Consider the following 22,165-nt stretch of genomic DNA (forward strand, 5'->3'; position numbering starts at 1 on the left):
CTATGATCACCGCGCCATAAACGGCGCAGACGCCGCCAAATTCCTCGCAAAAATAACCCAATATATCAAAAATCCACTGAAATTGATGATGTGAGAAGGCGGTAAAAGCTTTGGGAAACACGAACTGGGGCGCAAGATCGCGCCATGGCTGTCTGATGACGCCAGGTTCAGCCTGCACGAAGCCGGAAACTTCATCCGGTGCGACATAAAATCCGAAAAACCATGTTGATTTGTGCGCTTCAATGTGTAGGCCTTAGAGAACGCAATCGTTTGCGTGAAAGAGGGGGGAATCCGAAGACAGGCACTCCGAGGGACTGGCCGGCGATACGGGGGGAGGCCCGCGGTCGCAACGCCGAACAGAGCCCGTCAGGAGGAGCGCCCGAACGGGTTTTGCCCCTGTGCAACGAAGGGAGATGGACTATGAGATTTTCAACGGTTTCCAAGCTGGCGCTGACCGTCGCGGGCTGCTCGGTGGCGATGCTGGCTCCGGCGCCGGCCGACGCGCAGGATCGCCAGTCGATCCGCTGGGCCACGTCGAACACGGGTTCGTATGGCTACATGATCGGCAACGTGATGGGCAACATCCTGGAAGAAGCCATGGACGGCCAGGTGGTTGTGACGATCAACCCCTACCCCAACACGACGGCGGCCATGAAGGCCGCAATGGATGGTGAGGCCGAAGTCGGCTACACCGCCGATGTCGGCATGCGCGGCCTCTATGACGGCGGCACCGGGTTCGAGGGCTATCAGCCCGGCATGGGGCTGCTGGTGCACACCTGGTATGCCTATCCGATGGAAAGCTTCATGGCGGTTTCCACCGACATTGCCGACCAGTTCGAATGCTGGAGCTCCTTCTCGGGCGAGCCGGTGTTCTACACCACGGCGGGCTTCATGAACTGGCACAACTTCCGCCGGATTCACGACGCGCTCGGCTATGAATTCAACCATGTCGAGATCGACCCCTCGACCCAGGCTGACGCGCTTGCCGGCGGTTCGATCCGCGGCGCCACCGCCTACACCACCGCGGGCCGCTCGCTGGCCAGCTACTGGCGCGAGACCGAGCTGCGCGCCGACGTGACGGTGATCAACCCCTGTGAAGACGAGATCGCGACGCTGACCGAAGCCGGCCTCGCGCCGCTCGAGATCGACCCGACCATCGCCTTCAGCCAGGATGTGGGCGTCGATGTGGTTTACGGTGTGCCGATCTACTTCGCCTACAACGTGCGCCCCGACATGGATGAAGAGCTGGTCTACACCATGATCAGCGCCTTCTATGACGCGCGCGAGAGACTGGTCGACGCCGACCCGGGCTTCACCCCGCTGGCCAATGACTTCATCGGCACCCAGGTGGGCGGCATCGGCGCCAACCCGGATATCCCGGTGCATCCGGGCCTGGCGCGGTTCCTGAAGGAGCATGACGCCTGGAACGACGCCTGGACGATCGCCGAGAACTGATCAACCCGGCAAGGGGGCGCACGCGGCACAAGGCCGCGTGCGCCTTTTTCACTTGAAACATGGCGGCACGCCAAAGGCATGTCAGCCACGGTGCCCGGCGCAAGGCCGCCCCCAAAACAACACAGGATTCCGCACATGATGGGCCGTGTCTCCAGCCTGTTCACCCTGCGCAACGCGACCTTCCTGCTCGCGTTGTTCATGTTTGGTTGGCTTCTTAACTATTTCAACACAGGAGCCGGCGGAGCACGCAATCTGGCGGCGCTCATGGTGCCGGTCGCCATCGCGCTGCATATTCTCTATTTCTATCAGGAGAACTGGCTGTATCCGCGCCTGCCCGCGCTCTTCAATCACGCGGCGTTGCTCGTGTATCTGGGGATCTGCGCCTACACGTTCTATTACTTCTACTTCAACTTCCAGGCGGTGGCGATCTTCCGCATGGGCTCCTACACCCAGCACGATTTCATCGTCGGGCTGCTGATGGTGCTGCTGGTGATGGAGCTGTCGCGCCTCATGCACCCGGTGCTGTTCTGGGTGAATGTGGTGATGATCGTCTACACGATCTGGGGCTATCTCAGCCCTGTCGATTTCTTCTGGCATCCGGGCACGACCTTCTACCGGCTGATCACATCCAGCTCGGTCGAGTTCGCAACCGGGGTGTTCGGCCTCTATGCCCAGCTTGCACTGACGCTGATCGCGGCCTTCCTGATGCTGGCGGCGGTCGCGGCCGGGTTCGACGCGCAGAACGCGCTGGTCAACGTGATGCGCCGGCTTGCGGGCCGCTCGCGCCATACCATCCCGCAAACGGCGGTGCTGTCGTCGGTATCGGTGGGCATGGTCAGCGGCTCGGGCGCGGCCAACACGGCGGTGACAGGGTCTTTCACCATCCCGCTGATGAAACGCTACGGCATTCCGCCGGTCTTCGCCGGCGCGGTCGAGACCTCGGCCTCGATGGGCGGGCTGATCATGCCGCCGCTGATGGGGGTTGCCGGCTTTCTCATGGCCGAGTTCCTCAGCGTACCTTACTGGGATGTCGTGGTGCGCGGCTTTGCCGTGGCCTTCGTTTATTTCTGCTCGCTGACGCTGGCAGTCTATCTGCTCAGCGTGCGGCTGCTGCCCAATGACCCGATTGCCACCCCCAGTGTGCCGGGGTATCAACAGGTCAAGACAGCGGTCTTTTTCGGCGGCATCGCGTTTCTGGTGCTGCTTATGGGCTACTGGGGCTTTGGCGCGATGCGCGCGGCCCTCTGGACATCGGGCTTCATGTTCATCGGGCTGCTGGCGGCGTTCCTCTTCTTCAAGCATGTGCTCGATGACGACCAGGTGCGCGACGAGACGCTGTTCGGCAACCTGCGCAAGATCGTCGAGACCCATGCCGAGATGACCTCCTACATCGTGCTGCTGATGGCCACGCTGGGCATCATGATCGGGTTGTTCACGGTGACGGGCTTCATCCTGCGCATGGGCGCGATGCTGGTGCAGTTGGGCGACTGGCACATCATGGCAACCATCCTGCTGGCCTTCGCCTTCGGCTGGCTGGCGGGCACCGGGCTGCCGCCCACTGCCACCTATATCATCGTGGCGATCATCATCGTTCCGCCGCTGCGCGAACTGGGCGTTGATCCGTGGGTTGCGCATTTCTTCGCCTTCCTGCTGGCGATCTGGGGCGAGCTTTCGCCGCCCACCTCGCTGACGGCGGCGGTGGCCTCGCGAATCGCCGGGGCATCGTTCATGCGAACCATGATGGTGGCGCTCAAGATCTGCTTCCCGATCACCATCATGTCGTTCGCGATCTTCACGCGGCCCGAGATGGTGACGACACCGGGATGGGGGCAGATCTATCATACGCTCCTTGTCGCGGTGGGCACGACATCCGTCACCTTCGCCACTTTCGGGACCTACACCCGAAGTTGGATGTCGAACATGGCGGCCAAGCTGTCGCTGGCGCTGGCGGCGGCTGTGGTTCTCTTCCACCCGAACGAGACGCTGGCGGTGATCGTTGCCCTTGCTGCTCTGGCAGCCACGCTGTACGGGGTCTCGCGGCATCGTCAGTATGGCCAGACACACCCCCCCTCGCCCAGCGCCCAGGCTGCTGAGCTCTGAGAGGCTCAAGAACTGCCATGAGCGGGCCCGTTCCCGCTCATGGCCCCACCCCCCGGAAGGCCGGGAGGCGTTAAGCTCCCTTTAGCCTGTGGTGCCTAGGCTGCGCAAATCCCTGACGCAGCGCGAGGCACGACCATGCTCGAAAACACCCGTATCAGCACCCGCATTCGCGGCGGCTTTGGCATCATCATCGCATTGCTTATCGGCCTTGCGGTCTTCGCCTATACCTCGACTTCCGGGATGGGGCGGATCTTCGGCAACTTCCATGATGCCGTGGACGTCGATCTGCAGACCGTAAAGGTGCGCGAATCGATGATGCTCGCACAACAGGCCGTGGCCACGTTCGAGGCTGAGCCAAGCACCGAAAACGCCGAGGCACTGACCGAACGCGTGGCCGACCTGCGGCAGCTCGGCGCCGACTTCGCGGCCGGCGCCGAAACCGATACCCGCCCCTATGCCGAGGCTGTCGCCGCCGCGACCGAGGCCTTCGCCCAAAGCGCACTGTCTTTCCTCGACGCCTCGCTGGTGCGCGAAGATGGTGTGCGGCAGGTGCTCGATCTCGGCATCACCCACCGCCGCGGCATCGGTGCCCTGCACAAGGCACTGGATGAACGCGGCGCGGTCACCCTCGCCTATCAGGTTCTCGGCGCAAGCGAGGCGTTCCTCGTCGCGCGCGTCCGGATCGACAGGTTCCTCGGCGGTATGCCCCTCTCGGAGTTCGAAACCGCAACCGCACCCATGGAGACGACGCTCGAAATCCTCGGGGCGATCCCGCGCACCCTCCTCAACGGCGACGAACCCGAGATGGTTTCCCACGCCCGGCGTGGTGTGACGGCCTTCCGGCAGGCAGCCAATGTGGCTCGCGGTGCCGAACTTGCTCGCCGCGATGCCTTGCAGGACATGCGCGCGGCCGCGCCCTTGCTCACCTCCGCCGTCGATGAGGCCCGCGCCTGGGCCGATGCCGAAATGTATGCCTTGGGGTCCGAGGCGGACGCACGCCTCTCAAGCACGCTGTTCACCATTATCTCGGTCAGCCTGGGTATCCTGCTTATCGGCGCTGTTGCAGCCTGGACCATCGGAAACTGGATCTCGCGCGCGATCAGCCGCATGGCGGGAACCATGCAGCAAGTGGCCGAAGGCAAACTCGATATCGAGATCACCGGCGCCGACGCTCAGACCGAGCTGGGCGACATGGCCCGTTCGCTCGATGTGTTCCGGAGCAACGGACTCGAAGCGCGCAAGGCCGAAGACATCAAGCGCCTGGCCCGCGCCGAGCAGGGCCGCGTCGTCAGCGAACTGACCTCCGGACTGGAACGGCTGGCGAAAGGCGACCTGTCCGCCGAAATCGAAAGCCCGGCCGACAACCCCTTCCCGGCCGAGTATGACTCCCTGCGCCAAAGCTTCAACCAGGTGCTGCAACAACTCAGCGAGATGGTCACGCAATCGCGCAACAGCGCCGATTCGGTGCGCAACAGCGCGCATGAAATCAGCCAGGTTGCGCAGGATCTCTCGTCGCGCGCCGAAACACAGGCCGCCACGGTCGAGCAATCCGCCGCTGCACTTACGGAACTGACGGAAAGCGTGCAATCCACCGCGCACAAGGCCTCCGAGGCGGAGCAGGCCACACGCGCCAATCACCGCGAGGCCGAAAATGGCGGCACCGTGGTGCGCGACGCGGTGGAAGCCATGCGCCAGATCGAGAAATCCTCGGAACAGATCACCCGCATCATCGGCGTGATCAACGACATCAGCTTCCAGACGAACCTGCTGGCGCTGAACGCCGGGGTCGAAGCCGCCCGCGCCGGCGAAGCTGGCCGCGGCTTTGCCGTGGTAGCATCGGAAGTCCGCGCGCTGGCGCAGCGGGCCTCCGAATCCGCGGTCGAGATCAAGACGCTGATTTCCGAAAGCTCGGACCAGGTACGCCAGGGCAGCGAGCTCGTTCACAAGACGGGGGCGAGCCTCGAAGGTATCCTGACCCGCGTTTCGCAGGTCTCAGAGCTGGTGGCCGATATCGCCAATGCCGCCGACGAGCAGGCGCGTGGCCTGGCGGAAATCAACGTGGGTGTGACCCAGATCGACACGGTAACGCAACAGAATGCCGCCGTCTCCGAGGAATCCACCGCCGCGGCGCAAAACCTCCTGCAGGAGGCCGAGGCCCTGGCCGAAGCGCTTTCGGGCTTCCGAGTGCGCCATGGCCCTGCGTCCGAAAACGAGGCGGGCGCGCGGGTCACACAGCTTCCCGCACCCGCCCGGCGCAGCCCCGAGGCCGCGCCACAGGAAAGCGCCCCCACACCGCCGGCCCGCGCTCTCGCCGCGGCAGGCGGCGGCTGGCAGGATTTCTGAACCCTCCCACAACGGCCGCATCCTGTCCGGCAGGACGGGATGCGGCGCAAGGATCGTGAACGCCCTGCCCGGCACGGGTGGGGCGTTCTCCGCATGAAACCCCCAAAGCCTGCCGGGCGCGGGCATGGGTGCGGGCGCGGATCATCGGGGCCCGGCCGGAGGAAACACCACCGGTGTGCGCCTGCTCAGGGAAAGACCAGCCCATCGAAAAGCTTGCGCGCGGTGCGCAGAACGCCGGCCGACTGCACCTCGCCCGCCGCATCGAGCCGCGCGAGCACGGTGAATTCTCCGGTTGGGTGCTCGACTGACATCTGTTTTTCCGCGCCCTCCGGCACATTTGCCAGCGCCGCCGCCGGCCCTTCTGGCAGCAGGCAGGCGGTCGCCACGCTGACCGCGCCGAGCACGCCGATCGCCTTGTGGCAACGGTGCGGAATGAAGGTGCGCGTCGCGATGCAGCCGTCCTGCCGCGGCGCGCTCACCATCGTCATCTTGGGCACGGATTTCTCGGCCACGTCGCCCAGGTTCATCATCGGCCCGGCCTTTAGACGGATCGCCTCGAGCCTTGCGCGCAGTTCCGCGTCGGCCTCCAGCTCGGCGGGTGGTTCATCGCCGCGGATGCCCATGTCGGCCGCCGCCAGCACCACGCAGGGCATGCCGTTGTCGATCAGCGTCACCTTCACCCCGTCGATCACGTCCACCGCGTTGCCCGTGGGCAGCAGCGCACCGCAGGTCGAGCCAGCCGTATCCTGGAACACGATCCCCACCGGCGCCGAACTGCCCGGCACCCCGTCGATGCGGGCCATGCCCTCGTAATTCACCTTGCCGCCGGGGGTTTCCACCGTGGCGATGGCCACTTGCGCCGTATTCTCCATGAAGATGCGCACCTCGGTGCGCCCGTCCTGCGCCTTGACCAGCCCGCGCTCGATCGCGAAGGGGCCGACACCGGCAAGGATATTGCCGCAATTCTGCCCGTCCGACACGATCGCCTGGTCGACGAAAACCTGCAGGAACAGGTAATCCACATCCACGCCCGGCCGCTGCGAGGGCGCCACCACCGCCACTTTCGAGGTCAGCGGGTCCGCACCGCCCATGCCGTCGATCTGCCGCGGATCAGGCGAGCCCATCACCCGCAGCAGCACCGCATCGCGCGCCGCCAGGTCCAAGGGCAGGTCGCCCGCGATGAAATAGCCGCCCTTGGATGTGCCCCCGCGCATCCACATGGCCCTGATCCCTTGCGACATTGCTTCCCCCTGGCCTGCGGCGCACGGCTCGTTGCGCGAGTCTTGGCACGAGCCTGGCACCGGGGTCCAGAAATTCCCCTGCACATCCCCCTTCGAAACCTGCAGCCGGGTGGTTGACGCAAATTGCGTCCCTGCGTATACCACAGGATGCAATCCTCGCGGACCAGATGCCAGCCGATGCAGCAGCAAGCGCCAGACCACGAAGGCAACCCCCAGGGCACGACCGCCTATCATCGTCTGCTTGACGAGATCAGGCTGGGTGCGCTGCCGCCGGGCACCCGCCTGCGCGAGCACGAGCTTGCGCAACGCTTCGGCGTCAGCCGCACCCCCATCCGCGAGGCTATCCGCCAACTCGAGGCCGACGGGCTGGTCACCCATGTGCCGCGCGTCGGCGCGGCGGTGCGCAGCCTCGACCATGCCGAGGTGATGGAGCTTTACGAGATGCGCGCCGTACTCGAAGGCACCGCCGCCCGGCTGGCCGCGCGCGCCGCCGCCGATCTGGAACTGGCCGAGCTGGAATCGCTCAACGACGCCATGCGCGCAGCCGGCGATGACGCGGCTCGGCAATACCGGCTGAACCAGCAGTTTCACCGCGCGTTGATGGATGCTGCGCGCAACCGCTTTCTTTCGGCCTCGATGGCGGCACTGGGGCGCACCATGCTGATCCTCGGCCCCTCGACCCTGGGCGCGCGGGCGCGCGCAGACGAGGCCGTGGCCGAACACGCCGAGATCCTCGAGGCACTCAAGCGGCGCGACGCCGATGCCGCCGAACAGCACATGCGCGCCCATATCGAGGCCGCGCATCGCGAGCGGCTGCGCCAGTTGCGCGACCGCACCACACCTGAATTCGAAATCTAACGGGCTGCAAGAACGGATAGGACCATGTCACAAACCAATGCCGCCGCCCTCCAGGGGCCATGGGATATCATCGTCGTCGGCGGGGGGAATGCCGCGCTCTGCGCTGCGATCACCGCCACCGAGCAAGGCAAGCGCGTGCTCATCCTCGAAAGCGCGCCCAAGCACATGCGCGGGGGCAATTCGCGGCACACGCGCAATTTCCGCTGCATGCATCACGGCCCGCTTTCGGTGCTGATCGACAGCTATGAGGAGGATGAGTATTTCGACGATCTCATGCGCGTGACCGACGGCAAGACCGACGAAAACCTCGCCCGCATGACGATCCGCGAATCCGAGGCCTGCCTGCCCTGGATGGAGGCCCATGGCGTGCGCTTCCAGCCGTCTCTGTCGGGCACGCTGTCGCTGTCACGCACCAATGCGTTTTTCCTGGGCGGGGGCAAGGCGCTGGTGAACGCCTATTACGCCACCGCCGAGGATCTGGGCATCGGCATCTTCTATGACGCCGAAGTCACCCATGTGAACATTGAGGGCAGCCGCTTCACCCATGTCGATGTCACCATTGACGGCCAGTCGCACCGTGTCGAGGGGCGCGCGGTGGTGCTGGCTTCGGGCGGGTTCCAGGCCGATCTGGAATGGCTGACCCGCGCCTGGGGCCCATCGGCGGCCAACTTCCTGATCCGCGGAACACCGTATAACCGCGGCGTGGTGCTCAAGGATATGCTGGATCAGGACGCGCAAACGGTGGGCGACCCGACCCAATGCCACGCGGTGGCCATCGACGGACGCGCACCCAAGTTCGACGGCGGTATCGCCACGCGGCTTGACTGCGTGCCTTTCTCGGTGGTCGTCAACCGCGATGGCGACCGCTTCTATGACGAGGGCGAGGATGTCTGGCCCAAACGCTATGCCATCTGGGGCCGTCTGGTGGCGGCACAGCCCGATCAGGTTGGCTATTCGATCATCGATTCAAAAAGCATTAACCTGTTCATGCCTTCGGTCTTTCCGCCTGTCGTTGCCGACACGCTGGAGGAACTGGCCGAGAAGCTGGGCATCGACGGCGCCAAGCTCAAGGCCACCGTCGAAGCGTTCAACGCCGCCTGCCGGCCCGGTGACTTTCACCCCACCGAGCTTGATGGCCTGGCCACCGAAGGCATCGAGCCGCAGAAAACCAACTGGGCGCGGCCGATCGACACTCCGCCCTACTATGGCTACAGCCTGCGCCCCGGCGTGACCTTCACTTATCTCGGGCTGAAAGTCTCGGAAACCGCGCAAGTCAGCGGGCCGGACGGGCCGCTTGAAAACGTCTGGGCCGCGGGCGAGATCATGGCCGGCTCGATCCTGGGCCAGGGCTATCTCGCCGGGTTCGGCATGACCATCGGAACAGTATTCGGACGCATCGCAGGACGGGAGGCAGCCGCCCATGTCAACTGAAATCATCCAGGAGGCCCGCCGCCAGGTGGAGATCTGCAACGCCTGCCGCTATTGCGAAGGCTACTGTCAGGTATTCCCGGCGATCACGCGCGAACGCGCCTTCGCCGACGGCGACATCACGCAACTGGCAAATCTGTGCCACAACTGCCGCGGCTGCTATTACGCCTGCCAGTATGCCCCGCCGCACGAGTTCGGCATCAACCTGCCTGCGGCCCTTGCCGAGGTGCGCGCCGACAGTTGGGAGCGCCTGTCCTGGCCCGGCGGGCTGGCACGCACCTTCCAGCAAAGTGGCGTGGCGCTGGCCGCGGCGCTGACCGTGGGGTTTGCAGTGATCTTCGCCACCATGCAGGCGCTGCGCCCCGAAGATGGCGAAGGGTTCTATGCCTACATGTCGCACACGCTGATGGTGGCTATCTTCGCGCCCGCATTCCTGCTGCCGCTGGCAGCCATCGCGATCAGCCTGCGCGATTACTGGCGCGAGATCGGCGGGGAATTTCCGCGCTGGTCGCATCTGGTCGATGCGGTGAAGGCGGCGGGCCGTATGCGCAACCTCGATGGCGGCCAGGGCCAGGGCTGCAACTTCGAGCAGGAGGACCGTTTCTCGAACAAGCGGCGCGCCTATCACCAGATGGTGCTTTACGGCTTCCTTCTGGCCTTCGCCTCGACATCAACCGGCACCATCCTGCATTATGGTTTCGGGATGGAGGCGCCTTACGGGCTGTTCAGCCTGCCCAAACTGTTCGGCGTACCGGGCGGGATCCTGATGTGCATCGGCACGGTCGGGCTGGCACACCTGAAGGTGCGTGCCGACAAGAGCCTTGGCGCCGCGCGCGTCTGGGGCGGCGAGATGGGCTTCATCGCGCTGTTGTTCTTCGTCTCGCTCAGCGGTCTGGTGCTCTACGCCGCAACCGGCACAGCATGGGTGCCCACGTTGCTGGCGCTGCACCTTGGCTCGGTGCTCGCGTTCTTCCTGCTCATGCCCTACTCGAAGATGGTGCACGGCTTCTACCGCTTCGCGGCCCTTGTGCGGGACGCGCAACTGAAAGCTTGACGCGGGGTGCGCGCACCCGGCATCGGGCCACGGCAGTGCCCCCAAATGCAGAACGGCCCCGGAATTTCCGGGGCCGTCTTGCATTCAGGAACGCCATTCGGACTGGCCCTCACAGCCCTGAGGGTATGCGATCAGACCATGCCGCCGTTGGGCTGAACGATCTGCCCGGCCACCCAGGAGGCCTTGTCAGAGGCTATGAAGCTGACCACTTCGGCCACTTCCTCGGGCTGGCCCACGCGGTTGAACGGGCTCAGCCCGGCCGAGCGTTTCAGCGCGGCCTCATCCTTGCCGGCGCGGAACAGGTCAGTATCCACCGGCCCCGGCGCCACAGCGTTGACGCGAATGCCGCGCCCGGCCAGTTCCTTCTGCATGGAGCGCACAAGGCATTCCACCGCGCCCTTGGTGGCGGTGTAGGGCCCGCCGCCGGGCACACCCACCCGCACCATCGACGTGGTGATCGCGACGATGTTGCCGCCGTCGGCCACGTTGCGCGCCGCCGCCTGCAGGATGTTGAAGGCGCCGACGATGTTCACCTCGACCACCTTGCGAAAGCTCTCCGGGTCGAAATCGGCGATCGGGCCGGGCGGGATATTGATGCCCGCATTGGCCACCACGCAATCGGGATTGCCGAAATCCTTTTCCACCCGGGCAAAGACATCGGCCACCGAGGCGGCATCGCGAATGTCACAGGCATAGGCCTTGATGCGGGCGCCCCCCACATCGGGCAGGGCCTCGGGCGCGCGGCTGACATAGGTGAATGCCACGTCATACCCATCGCGCGCCAGCGCCTTGACCGTGGCCGCGCCGATCCCGCGCGTTCCACCGAATACGATTGCTGTCTTTCTGCTCATGCTCTGCTCTCCCTTGTCTGTCTCATTCTGGCCGCCACCCTTCACGCGCGAAAGGTGATGATGCGTTCTTCCGTCATCTCGCGCACCGCGTAATGCGGCCCTTCGCGGCCGAAACCGCTGTCCTTCGAGCCGCCGTAGGGCATCATGTCAACCCGCGAGCTTGAGGTTTCGTTCACGTGCACGCCGCCCACCTCGAGCTGCCGCGCGGCGGCAAAGGCCGCATCGAGCCGGTTGGTGAAAATACCCGTGGCCAATCCGAAAGGTGTCGAATTCACGCGTGCAATCGCCTCTTCCAGCGCATCGAACGGCTCAAGGCACAGCACCGGGCCGAAGATTTCGCAGTTTGTCACCCGCATCTCCGGCACCACATCGGCCAGCAGCGTGGGCGGCACGACGGCGCCCTTGCGTGCACCGCCCACCAGCCGGCGCGCGCCGGCGGCCACGGCCTCGTCGATCCAGGCCTCGACACGCTCGGCCTCGCGCTCGGAAATCAGCGGGCCAACGACCGTGGCCGCATCATGCGGGTCGCCAAAGGGCAGGTCGCGCGTCATTGCGGCAAGGCGTTCGGTCACTTCGGGCAGGATGGCGCGATGCACCAGCAGCCGCTGGACCGAGGTGCAGACCTGCCCGGCCTTGCGATAGGCGGCCGACGCGATCTTGGGCAGCGCCGCATCCAGGTCGGCATCTTCACACAGCAGCGTGAAGGCGATCGAGCCCAGCTCCATCTGCGTGCGCCGCAACCCCGCCGCGGCCTGGATCAGCTGCCCCACCCCGGTCGAGCCGGTGAAGGCGAAATAGCGCACACGTGCGTCATCGATCACCCCGCGCAGCATCTCGCCGCCGCCATGAAGCACCGAAAGCAGCCCCGCGGGCACGCCGGCCTCGTGCAGGGCATCGGCCAGAAGGCAGGCGGTCAGCGGTGTATTGGAGGACGGCTTGAGTATGGTTGCGTTGCCCGCGGCGAACGCGGGCGCGATCTTGTGCGTCACCGTGTTCAGCGGCGAATTGAACGGCGTGATCGCCAGCACCACACCCAGCGGCACCCGCATCGTGAACCCCAGCCGCCCGGCCTGCCCCGGCGCCCCTTCGAGCGGCACCATCTCGCCGGTCAGGCGGCGCGCTTCCTCGGCCGACAGGCGCAGGGTTTCGATGCAGCGGCGCACTTCGCCCATGGCATCCTGCGCGGGAAAGCCCGCCTCCACCTGCATCGCCCGCACGAAGGCCGCACTGCGGGCGGCGACCAGCTCGGCCGCGCGTTGCAGGATCGCGCCGCGTTCATGGGCATTCGGCGGACCGGCACGAAACGCCGCTTCGGCCGCCTCGATCATGGCGGCGGCCTGCGCGGGACTGGCGCCGCGCAGGGTTGTGTGCGGTGCAAGGCTGAACCTGTCGCGCACCACGATCTCGTCGCCTTCACCGGCGGTCCAGCGCCCCCCGAGCAATAGCGCCCGCGCCTCGAACGATGCCAGGAAGCTTTCCGCCTCGGGAGCCGGATCTCTCATGTTATCAAACCTTTCTACCCTGTTTCACAGCCACAGGATCTTCTTGCGATAATCCAGATCGGTCAGCAATGCCTCGGCGGGCCCTTCGTGAAAGACCGCGCCATTCTCAAGCGCGAAAACCCGGTCGGCGAGTGCAAGCACGAGGTCGAGGTTGTGCTCGACAATGATCATGGGCACCTCCTGACGCAACCGGTCGAACACGGTGAAAAGCTCTTCCACCACCGCCGGCGCCAACCCTTCGAACGGCTCGTCCAGCAATAGCAGGCGCACATTGCCTGAAAGCGCGCGCGCAACCGCCAGCATCTGCTGTTCGCCCCCCGACAGGAAATCGGCATGTGAACGATACCGCTGTTTCAGCTTGGGGAACATCTCAAGGATCTTTTCCTCGCTCCAGACAACACCGTTGCGGCCATCGGTCGCACGCGCGAGCCGCCCGAGGCTGAGGTTCTCGGCCACGGTCATGCCGTGGAAAAGCCCCCTGCCCTGCGGCACATAGCCCACGCCCATTCGCGCGACATCGGGCGCGGGTTGCCCAGCCAGTTCGCGATCCTCGAACCGGATCGCCCCGGAGCGCGCCGGCACCAGCCCGGCAATGGTTTTCAGGAAGGTCGATTTGCCTGCGCCGTTCCGGCCCAGCAGCGCGACGATCTCGCCCTCGCGCACATCGATGCGGGCGTCGTTCAGGATGTGGCTTTTCCCATAGAAGGTGTTCAGCCCCTCGGCGCGCAGCACCTCCTTGCCGGTTTTCGCACCGGTAGCGGCGCGTCCGACGACAGCGGGCGTGCCTGTGCCGGTATAGATCTGCTGCACCTGGGTGTTGGAGCGGATATCCTCGGGCCCGGCGGTGACAAGCACCTTGCCATCGTTCATCACGGTGACTTCCTGCGAAAAGCCCAGCACGCGGTCGATGTCATGCTCGACGATCAGCACGGGGATGTTGCTGGCGATCGTCGTGATCAGCCGCGAGATACGGTCCCGTTCCGCGGCGGCCAACCCGGCCAGCGGCTCATCGAGCAACAGGACCCTTGGCCGCGAGGCCAGCGCGATGCCCAGATCGACCAGCCGCTGCCCGCCATAGGAAAGGTCGCCGCCCTTGATGTCCTCCATCCCTTCAAGCCCAAGAAACTTCATCAGCGCGTCAGTGTCGGCGTTGATGTCCTGGTAGCTGTCGGTATCGTTCCAGAAATCGAACCGCCCGCGATGCCGCGCCTGAGCCGAAAGCCGCAGGTTCTCGTAGATGCTCAGCCCCTCGAACAGATTGGTGATCTGGAACGAGCGCGCGAGCCCCTGCTGACAGACACGATCAGGCGCGAGACCCTGAATCTCGACCCCGTGCAGGCGCACCTTGCCACCATCGGGCCGGTAGAAGCCCGAGACCAGGTTGAACAGTGTCGTCTTGCCCGCACCGTTCGGGCCGATCAGCGCGTGTATCTGGCCCGGCTTGACCGAAAGGCTGGCGTCGGTGACGGCCTTGATGCCGCCGAACCGCTTGGAGACGCCGCTTACCTCCAGAATGTCGCCCTTGGCGGGCGGGGGCCGCAGGAATTCGGGCAGGCCCAGCCCTTCGTAGATCTTGCGCCGGCTCATCGCGGCGCTTTCCGCGATCTCGGGCACCCAGTTGCGCCGCAGCCGCTGCCAGACCCCGACAAGCCCGCCGGGCGAATACATCACGAAAGCCACGAAGATCAGCCCGAAATAGAACATCCAGTCGCTTGTCCACATCGAGAATAGTTCGCGGAACATCAGGTAGAAAACCACGCCGATAGCCGGCCCCAGCAGGTTGCGCATCCCGCCGATCACCACCATAGCCAAGAGTTCGCCCGACATCTCGATCGAAGTGGATTCAGCCGAGACCATGTAGTGGTGAAACCCCGATAGCGCCCCGGCCAGCGCCGTCACCATCGCCGACAGCACGAAAACCGCCAGCTTGTAGCGCTGCACCGAATAGCCCTGGAACTCGGCCCGGGTCTGATTTTCGCGGATCGCCACCAGAACATGCCCGAAGGGCGAGCGGGTGACGCGAAACAGGAAATAGAGCACCCCGAAACCCACCAGCGCGACAAAGCTGTAATAGGCCATGGAGCCGCTCAGGCTGATCGGGCCGATGGCTCCGCGTTCCAGCCCGCCCAGGCCATCTTCGCCGCCCGTGACCGCTGTCCAGCGAAACGCGATGGAAAAGGTCAGCGCCGAAAGCGCAAGCGTCATGAGCGCGAAATAGACCCCACGCCGACGCAACATCAAAAGCCCCAGCGCCGTGGCCAGAACCCCCACGAAGGCCATGCCGAACAGAAGCGGCAGAACGATCTGCCCGGAAAACCAGTTGAGCTGGGCAAGCCCCGCGGCATAGGCGCCGATGCCGAACCAGGCGCCATGCCCGAACGAGACGAGCCCCGTGTAGCCCATCATCATGTTCAGCCCCATCGCGGCGATGGTCAGCGTGACGATCATGGTGGCGGTGCTGACCGTCAGGCCCAGGAGCGGCAGGATATAAGGCAGCGCAACGAGCGCCACCGCACCCACGATCAGCGGGCGGTAATGCGAAAGTGCGGATTGGTTCATTTTTCGAACTTCTCGATCGACTCGCCAAGCAGGCCGCGCGGGCGCAGCAGCAGGACGAGGAACATCAGGACATACATCGAGGCCTCGCTGGCCGCGGGCACGAAATGCACGGTGACGCCGCGCACCACGCCCACCAGAAGCGCGGCGCAGACGACACCCCAGAAGCTGCCCAGCCCCCCGATGATGACGACAACGAAAGCAATGGTCAGGATCTCGAGCCCCATTGCCGGGTGCACCGTGGTGATCGGCGCGAACAAGGCGCCACCCAGCGCGGCAAGCCCCACGCCCAGCATCACCACTGCCGTCATGTAGGGTTGCAGCCGGATGCCCAGCGCCGCCACCATGTCAGGCTGCTGGATACCCGCGCGCACCACCCGGCCGAAGGATGTCTTTTTCAGCAAGAGCCAGAGCCCAAGCAGGATGGTTGCCACCACCGCAAGCATCAGCAGCCGGTAGCGCGAAAACAGGAAGTCGCCCACGATCACCGGCCCGCGGATCTCGGAGGGCAGCGACCAGGCAAGCGGCGCCGAGCCCCAGATCATCCGCAGCGCCTGTTCGGCGATCAACGCAAGGCCGAAGGTGACAAGCAGGCTCAGGATCGGGTCTTCGCGGTAAAACCGGCGCAGGATGAAGCGCTCGAACAGGATGCCGAGCATCGCCACCAGCACCGGCGAGACCACCAGCGAAGGCCAGAACCCTACCCTTCTGCCGATCTCGACCGACACATAGGCGCCCAGCGCGTAGAACGCCCCGTGCGCAAGATTGACGATGCCGCCGACGCTGAAGATCAGCGAAAGCCCCAGCGCGATCAGAAGGTAATACCCCCCCAGCACCAGCCCGTTGACGATCTGCTCGATCAGGAAAATGGTCTGCATGGCTTTTCCATGTCTGCAAGAGACGCGGCAGCTTCCGGCCCGGCCCGATACGGCCGGGCCGGAAGGCCCTGTCTGGCTTTGTGAATACGCGGAGCGGGATCACCCCCGCGCCACGCGCGAATCACGCGCGGAACGTGCAGCTGTTGCGGTCGGCCGACGGATAGATCGACTCGAGCGGCTGGCCCGCCACCGGCACCGACGCCCCAAGCTCAAGCATCTCATAAGGGCTGTCATAGGTGCCGTCGGGCTTGACCGTGAACGCATAGGCATTCTGGATCAACTGGTGGTCCCAGTCGCGGAAATAGGCCGGCTGATCCTTGAGAATGTCAAACTCCGCCCCCGACTCCAGATAGGCGATCAGGTCCTCCGTGCCGACCGACTGTGTCTCGTCCATCGCCTGCGCCATGATCTTGAGCGCGATGTAGGAGATCCAGGCGTGGTTCTCCGGCATCCGATTGTATTTCGCCTGGAACGCCTGAACAAAGGCCTGCGTGCCGGGGTTGTCGATCGTGTGCAGCCAGACCGTGGGCCAGGTGCCGCCGAGGTTGCCCTCGCCCGCGGCCCAGGCATCGGCGGTATTGAGGTTGAACCCCACCAGCGGATAGGGCAGCCCGAACTCGGCATATTGCTTGACGAAGTTCGTCACCTGGTTGCCTGCCAGATTCAGGCAGACGATATCGGGCTGCGACTGCCGCACCTTCAGAATCAGCGCGCTAAAATCGGTGATGTCGGTCGGCACCAACTCGTCGCTGAGGTGGATGGCGTTGTTCGCGTCGAAGAAGTTGCGCGCCGCCGCCAGCAGGTCATGGCCGAAGATGTAATCGGCGGTCAGCGTGATGAATCGCTTGCCCTCGACCATGCCCTCGTTCTGCAGTGCCGCGCCGACGGCATTGACCATCACCGTGTTGGGAATGTCGGTGCAGAACATGTAGCGCGAGCAGCGTTCCCCTCGCAGCACGTCCGAACGCGGCCCCACCGCCATGAAGAGCCGCTGGTTGCGCTCGGCCACTTCCGAGATGGCCAGCGCGGTGGCCGAGCTGATCTCGCCCATCAGGAATTCGGCATTGTCGCGCTCCAGCATCCGCTGGGCCTTGGTCGCGCCGTTTTCGGGGTTGATCGAATCCTCCGACATCACGTCGAGCGTCCGGCCATTCACGCCGCCTGCTGCGTTTATCTCATCGGCGGCCATCTGGATCCCCTGCACGGCATACTCGCCCAGCGTGCCCAGAAAGCCGGTCATCGGTGTCAGATGCCCGATGCGGATCGGCCCGGATTGCGCCCGGAGAATCGCGGGCATCCCCAGTGTCGATGCCGCAGCAAGCCCGACGCCAAGTTTGAGCGCAGTGCGCCGCCGCATCACCCCGCGCCCCGGCGCGGTTTGGTTTTCTTGAAGTTTCATGTTCACTCCTCCCAAAATGACCGCAATGTGCCCGCGCGTGGTGCGAATGAAATCAAGACCGCGTCCGGGCGAAATCTGCCAGCCATGTCGCAAGCCTATTCCCCGGCCAGGCGGCGCGAAAATACGAAATTCTTTAGGGGGGTATACGCTGGACTTATGGCCCATATCGTGGCATTCGAAACCACATCGCCCACAGAACCAGGCCGAAGCACCATGGATATCAGGCAGCTGAGATATTTCGTGCAGATCGTCGAAAGCGGCAGCCTGTCGAAGGCCTCCAAGATGCTGCACATCGCCCAGCCCGCACTGACCCAGCAGCTGCGCAAGCTTGAAGACCTGATCGGCAAACCTCTACTCACCCGCTCGTCAAAAGGAGTCACGCCCACTGATAACGGGCTGGCGCTCTATCATCATGCGCGGTTCATGATCCGGCAGTTCGACCAGGCGCTCTCCATCGCGCGCAGCGAGGCCGGCGCGCTGCACGGGATGATCTCGGTCGGGCTGCCCGCAACCACGGTTTCGGCCATCGGGCTGCCGCTGGTGCGCCGTATCCGCGAACGCTATCCCCATATCCTGCTGAATGTCGTCGAGGGCATGAGCGGGCATATCGCCGATCTGATGCGGCTCGGACAGCTTGACCTTGCCGTGCTGTTCAACGCCGATCTGTCCCAGGACCATTCGGTCGAGCCGCTGCTGACGGAGGAGTTGTTCCTGATCGTCGCGGATGAATCGCCCCTGGTCCCGCGCGCGCAAACGACAATCACCATTGCCGAGGTTGCGAAAATCCCCCTGATCCTGCCGACCGTGTCGCACGGGCTGCGCCAGCGCATCGCCGTCGAGTTCGAAAACCGCGACCTGAACATGAACGTCGTAGCCGAGATCGATTCGCTCGCGCTGCTGATGAACTGCGTGCATGAAGATATCGGCGCCACCATCAAGCCGATGGGCGCGATCATGCACGAAGGGCCGCGCGGGCGGAAATGGCGGCACCTTCCCATCGCCGATGCCCGGCTGCGCCGGCGCAATTACCTCTATATGCCACCGCATGACGAGCAACCCACGGCCGCCGCGGTGGTCGCCGCCGAACTGAAGGAAACCGCCCGCCAGTTGATCGACAATCCGGTATGGCCCGGCTTTGAACGTCTCGGCGGCACCGCAGGCGAAGCCCCGCGCAAGACCGCCGATTTCGCCGATGGCATCTCGGCCGCCCGCATCATCTGAGTCTGCGCACGAAAAAGCGGTCCCCGCTGCCGCGCGGCCTTGAACGTCAGCCGCAGATACCGTATCGCATGTGGGCTGCGACCGGATGGCGAGTTGGCGGAGTGGTTACGCAGCGGACTGCAAATCCGTGTACACCGGTTCGATTCCGGTACTCGCCTCCATTTCATTCTAAATCAGTGACTTAGCTTCATAGCTCTCAGGTGTGACACAAAGTGGGACACACCACCTATGATGCTGTCATCCTACCTAAGCCCCTCCAGGCACGGAATTTACTACTTTCGCTGGCCCCTTCCCCGCACGGAAAACCGGAAGCGAGCCACTATCCGGATATCCCTCAGAACCCGTTGCCCGGATCGTGCTGGAGATTTGGCCCGTTATCTTGCATCATGCGGACGGTTAATACGGGATAACAGCACCTTGGCAGGACTACGACAGGCTGAGATACGAGAGAAGGTCCAGACCTACTTCAAAGAACAACTGAGCCAGTACGATGACTGGCTAGACCGGCGCGTCCTGTCACGTAACGCCCTAGATCACGTTCGGGAAGAGATACAGGACCATGAGAGTTTTTTAGGACTGGACAGCGCGCATACTCAGTGGCTTCCTGTGGCCCGCTTCAAGCGGAAGATGGCCGTTTCCGATGCTGAGTGGGATTCCAGCCTACCCCGGATCGCGATTGAGCTTCGCAAGGGCCGACGCGATATGCTCAGAGCCGTTCTGGAGGCCGCTGAGAGCCGTGAGCGATATTCCTACGCCCAGACTCCCGCCGCACATCCTGCGCCCTCTCCGGTCGCCTCAGCGCCTCTGGGGCGGGCTATCGAAGATTTCATGGACGAGCATTCTCGCCAATGGCCTCAGAAGACCTCGAAACAGTTCCGAGCCTATCTCAACATCTTGATCGAGTACTTCGGTGAAGATCGGCTGCTGGGAACTATCACCAAGCAGGATGCCAGCGAGGTCAAGAAGGTGTTGCAAGCCTTGCCTTCCAGCCGGAAGACGAAACCCGCTCTCAAAGACTTGCCTATCACTGAGGTCATCAAGGTCCGTGGGCACAGCACGATCACACCCAAGACCATCAACAGCCACATAGATGCCTTTCGCCGATTCTTTGATTGGGCAGAGCGACACGCACATGCTCCGCACAGGTTGTTTGAGGGTATGAAAGTACCTAAAGCAAAGGACGGAGTGACCGAGCGCAAGCCCTACACGAAAGAACAGACAAGCTTGATATTCTCGGTGTTGACGAGGAACCCATCCGGCCTTGTGCGCAGTGATAGCCACAGGTGGGGAACGCTTCTGGGCATGTTTACCGGAGCGCGGTTGAACGAGATTTGCCAGCTAGAAATTGCCGACATCAAACAGGACGGAGACATCTGGTTCTTAGACATAACCGATGAGGGTGACGATACCAAACGACTGAAGGCTAAGGCAAGCAAGCGTAAGGTACCTATTCATTCCGGATTGATCCAACTGGGCTTCCTTGATTTTGTTAAAAGCCGTGAGAAACAGCAACGCCTTTTCCATGACTATAGCTACAACCGCAACGGTGGCTATGGCCGCAATCTAGGCCGTTGGTACAATGAAAGCTTTCTGCCAAAGCTGGGCATCAAGGAACCAGCGTTGGTTTTCCACAGCCTACGGCACACAATGATAACCCGACTTGCGCAGGCAGGTGTTCCTGAACCAATCATCCAGTCTATCGTGGGCCATGCCCGAGCAGGAGTGACGCAGGAAGTATATATGCGAGAAGGATACACCCTTCATCAGTTGCATCAGGCGATAGAGAAGTTTCAGCTGTGAGACAGGAACAGTCTTGTTCGAACATGTTAGCTGAACCGGAGTAATGTGTCGCGTACTGTATACTGGGTATCTGTCGAAGCAGACATGAACTTAATATATTAAATATTATACATATCACTGTATAATAATATTTATACCCGGTGAGCACTCAACTGAGTACATACCCGCTGCACTAAGGTAGTTACCAGATACATATTTATATTTATATTTGTATATTTAATATCTATCTAGACACCTAACTTCGGATCATCATACAAAGTATATATGAATGCTATCACATACTGTTGTGTATCACTTCAGATATAACATCTTTTGTATTATTATTATCAATAACCTATCATCTGTTACTGATACATCTGACAGATATCAGTAGCGGTGTTTCTTTCCATAAACGGGGGCAAAAAACAAGGCGTCCATTAACTTATTGACATTAATGTATATTTAGAGGTCATAGCATCAACTGACACACTCGGCGGAAGATCGAGCAAGCATACCTGAAACGACACCCCGGATGACCTGGCGCAAGAATTTACTGATTGTATAGGCTGAGAGCCTCCCTATCTGGCAGCGCCAAGCATCCTAACCAGCCATTCCGGTTTGCTCGTCAAACACACAAGCAGCCTACCCCCACCCGTCCACTGCGTCCAATTCCGGGCCTTAACCTGAGCAGTTTGACCGGCACCCCGGCATAGAGCCGCTGAGCCGCCCACTGAGAGCCTATCCAGCCTCCAGCCTGTCGAGCACGCGTTTGACCTGCGAAGCCTGCCAGCGCCCACCTCTGGCGCTCTGAACGCCTGCCCGATTTAGATGGTCTGCAATTTCTCGCAAGGGCTTCCCAGCCTCTCGCAAAGGCAGCACGATTCCCGCGACCTTGTTCGCCCTCGCAATCGCATTCTCCTTGATCGCAGCATTGCGGCGCATAGTCTTATCTCGAAGTCCACCAAGCTGTTTGCCACGCGCTTTCGCCTCTGCAAGTGCCGCCTTGGTCCGCGCCGAAATGAACTGCCGCTCTTGCTCTGCCAGCGCCGCGTAGATGTGCAGTTGAAAGTTATCCGCATGAGGCATCTGAGCAACGCGAAAAGTCACGCGCTTGTCCTCCATTAGAGAAGCAATGGCCGAGACCTTCCGAGACAACCTATCGAGCTTACTGACCAGCAGCGTAGCCCCTGCCTGACGGCACATGTCGAGCGCAGCGATAAGGTTGGGCCTCTCCGTGCTCGCCCCGCTCAGAACATCTGTGAACGTTGCCAAGACACGATAGGGCTCAGTGTTAAAGCTCTCCAGGAACAAAGCAATATCGCGATCCTGCGCTTCCAGACCTAACCCACTACGCCCCTGCTCTTTGGTGCTGACTCGCCTATAGATAACATACGCTTGCATCAAAACGACCTTCACTTGCCCACCCCGTGTCTGAGCAGCATCCAACCGTATGTTGCAAATGTCAACGTTGGTTGTGCTCGTTACAACCGATAGATGTGC

At 63.0% G+C, this 22,165-nt stretch carries 16 protein-coding genes and 1 tRNA gene; 10 read left to right on the top strand and 7 right to left on the bottom strand.

Features of this window, described 5'->3' with window-relative positions:
• The 4 genes from DQ229_RS17020 to DQ229_RS09580 form a co-directional block, all read left to right on the top strand.
• The coding region (locus tag DQ229_RS17020) for a 2-oxo acid dehydrogenase subunit E2 (RefSeq protein ID WP_155326537.1) at positions 1–94 on the top strand (94 nt) is incomplete at its 5' end.
• Positions 95–420: 326 nt separating this feature from the next.
• Positions 421–1,455, top strand: a complete 1,035-nt coding sequence (locus tag DQ229_RS09570; RefSeq protein ID WP_114966060.1) for a TAXI family TRAP transporter solute-binding subunit — start codon at positions 421–423, stop codon at positions 1,453–1,455.
• A gap of 135 nt (positions 1,456–1,590) precedes the next feature.
• Positions 1,591–3,555 (top strand): TRAP transporter permease, encoded by a 1,965-nt coding sequence (locus DQ229_RS09575; RefSeq protein WP_202909548.1) that lies wholly within the window; start codon positions 1,591–1,593, stop codon positions 3,553–3,555.
• Between the two features lie 135 nt (positions 3,556–3,690).
• Positions 3,691–5,898, top strand: a complete 2,208-nt coding sequence (locus DQ229_RS09580) for a methyl-accepting chemotaxis protein (protein ID WP_114966062.1) — start codon at positions 3,691–3,693, stop codon at positions 5,896–5,898.
• 185 nt (positions 5,899–6,083) lie between these two features.
• On the opposite strand, the gene DQ229_RS09585 is transcribed toward DQ229_RS09580, so the two are convergent.
• Positions 6,084–7,139: a 4-oxalomesaconate tautomerase gene (locus tag DQ229_RS09585; RefSeq protein ID WP_114966063.1), complete on the bottom strand. Its 1,056-nt coding sequence runs from the start codon at positions 7,137–7,139 to the stop codon at positions 6,084–6,086.
• A gap of 177 nt (positions 7,140–7,316) precedes the next feature.
• Between DQ229_RS09585 and DQ229_RS09590 the strand changes: the two genes are divergently transcribed.
• From DQ229_RS09590 to tcuB, 3 genes are read left to right on the top strand one after another with little or no spacing between them, the layout of a single operon-like run.
• Positions 7,317–7,997, top strand: a complete 681-nt coding sequence (locus DQ229_RS09590) for a GntR family transcriptional regulator (protein ID WP_114966064.1) — start codon at positions 7,317–7,319, stop codon at positions 7,995–7,997.
• A 24-nt stretch (positions 7,998–8,021) separates the two neighbouring features.
• Positions 8,022–9,428, top strand: coding sequence for an FAD-dependent tricarballylate dehydrogenase TcuA (gene tcuA / locus DQ229_RS09595; protein WP_114966065.1), 1,407 nt, complete (start codon positions 8,022–8,024; stop codon positions 9,426–9,428).
• On the top strand, positions 9,418–10,479 hold the full coding sequence (tcuB, locus tag DQ229_RS09600) for a tricarballylate utilization 4Fe-4S protein TcuB (protein WP_114966066.1): 1,062 nt from the start codon (positions 9,418–9,420) through the stop codon (positions 10,477–10,479). The genes tcuA and tcuB overlap by 11 nt, the downstream gene beginning before the upstream one ends.
• Positions 10,480–10,610: 131 nt before the next feature.
• Here tcuB and DQ229_RS09605 read toward each other — a convergent pair whose 3' ends face one another.
• The 5 genes from DQ229_RS09605 to DQ229_RS09625 form a co-directional block, all read right to left on the bottom strand.
• Positions 10,611–11,330 (bottom strand): SDR family NAD(P)-dependent oxidoreductase, encoded by a 720-nt coding sequence (locus tag DQ229_RS09605; protein WP_114966304.1) that lies wholly within the window; start codon positions 11,328–11,330, stop codon positions 10,611–10,613.
• A 41-nt stretch (positions 11,331–11,371) separates the two neighbouring features.
• Positions 11,372–12,832 (bottom strand): aldehyde dehydrogenase family protein, encoded by a 1,461-nt coding sequence (locus DQ229_RS09610; RefSeq protein WP_114966067.1) that lies wholly within the window; start codon positions 12,830–12,832, stop codon positions 11,372–11,374.
• A 24-nt stretch (positions 12,833–12,856) separates the two neighbouring features.
• Positions 12,857–15,391 (bottom strand): branched-chain amino acid ABC transporter ATP-binding protein/permease, encoded by a 2,535-nt coding sequence (locus tag DQ229_RS09615; protein WP_114966068.1) that lies wholly within the window; start codon positions 15,389–15,391, stop codon positions 12,857–12,859.
• Positions 15,388–16,266, bottom strand: a complete 879-nt coding sequence (locus DQ229_RS09620; protein WP_114966069.1) for a branched-chain amino acid ABC transporter permease — start codon at positions 16,264–16,266, stop codon at positions 15,388–15,390. Before DQ229_RS09620 ends, DQ229_RS09615 begins: the two co-directional genes overlap by 4 nt.
• 121 nt (positions 16,267–16,387) lie before the next feature.
• Entirely contained in the window at positions 16,388–17,665 is a 1,278-nt protein-coding gene (locus DQ229_RS09625; RefSeq protein WP_114966070.1) for an ABC transporter substrate-binding protein, read from the bottom strand.
• Positions 17,666–17,878: 213 nt separating this feature from the next.
• Between DQ229_RS09625 and DQ229_RS09630 the strand changes: the two genes are divergently transcribed.
• The 3 genes from DQ229_RS09630 to DQ229_RS09640 all read left to right on the top strand — a co-directional run bounded on the left by DQ229_RS09630 (position 17,879) and on the right by DQ229_RS09640 (position 20,686).
• Positions 17,879–18,886: a LysR substrate-binding domain-containing protein gene (locus DQ229_RS09630; protein ID WP_114966305.1), complete on the top strand. Its 1,008-nt coding sequence runs from the start codon at positions 17,879–17,881 to the stop codon at positions 18,884–18,886.
• 87 nt (positions 18,887–18,973) lie between these two features.
• Positions 18,974–19,047: transfer RNA gene (locus tag DQ229_RS09635), tRNA-Cys, on the top strand.
• Positions 19,048–19,303: 256 nt separating this feature from the next.
• On the top strand, positions 19,304–20,686 hold the full coding sequence (locus DQ229_RS09640; protein WP_238381021.1) for a site-specific integrase: 1,383 nt from the start codon (positions 19,304–19,306) through the stop codon (positions 20,684–20,686).
• Positions 20,687–21,403: 717 nt separating this feature from the next.
• Here the strand turns inward: DQ229_RS09640 and DQ229_RS09645 are convergent.
• The gene (locus tag DQ229_RS09645) at positions 21,404–22,081 is read right to left on the bottom strand and encodes a recombinase family protein (RefSeq protein ID WP_338014165.1); all 678 of its coding nucleotides are present in this window, start codon (positions 22,079–22,081) and stop codon (positions 21,404–21,406) included.
• Between the last annotated feature and the right edge of the window lie 84 nt (positions 22,082–22,165).

It is taken from the genome of Alkalilacustris brevis (assembly GCF_003350345.1).
Lineage (GTDB): Bacteria > Pseudomonadota > Alphaproteobacteria > Rhodobacterales > Rhodobacteraceae > Alkalilacustris > Alkalilacustris brevis.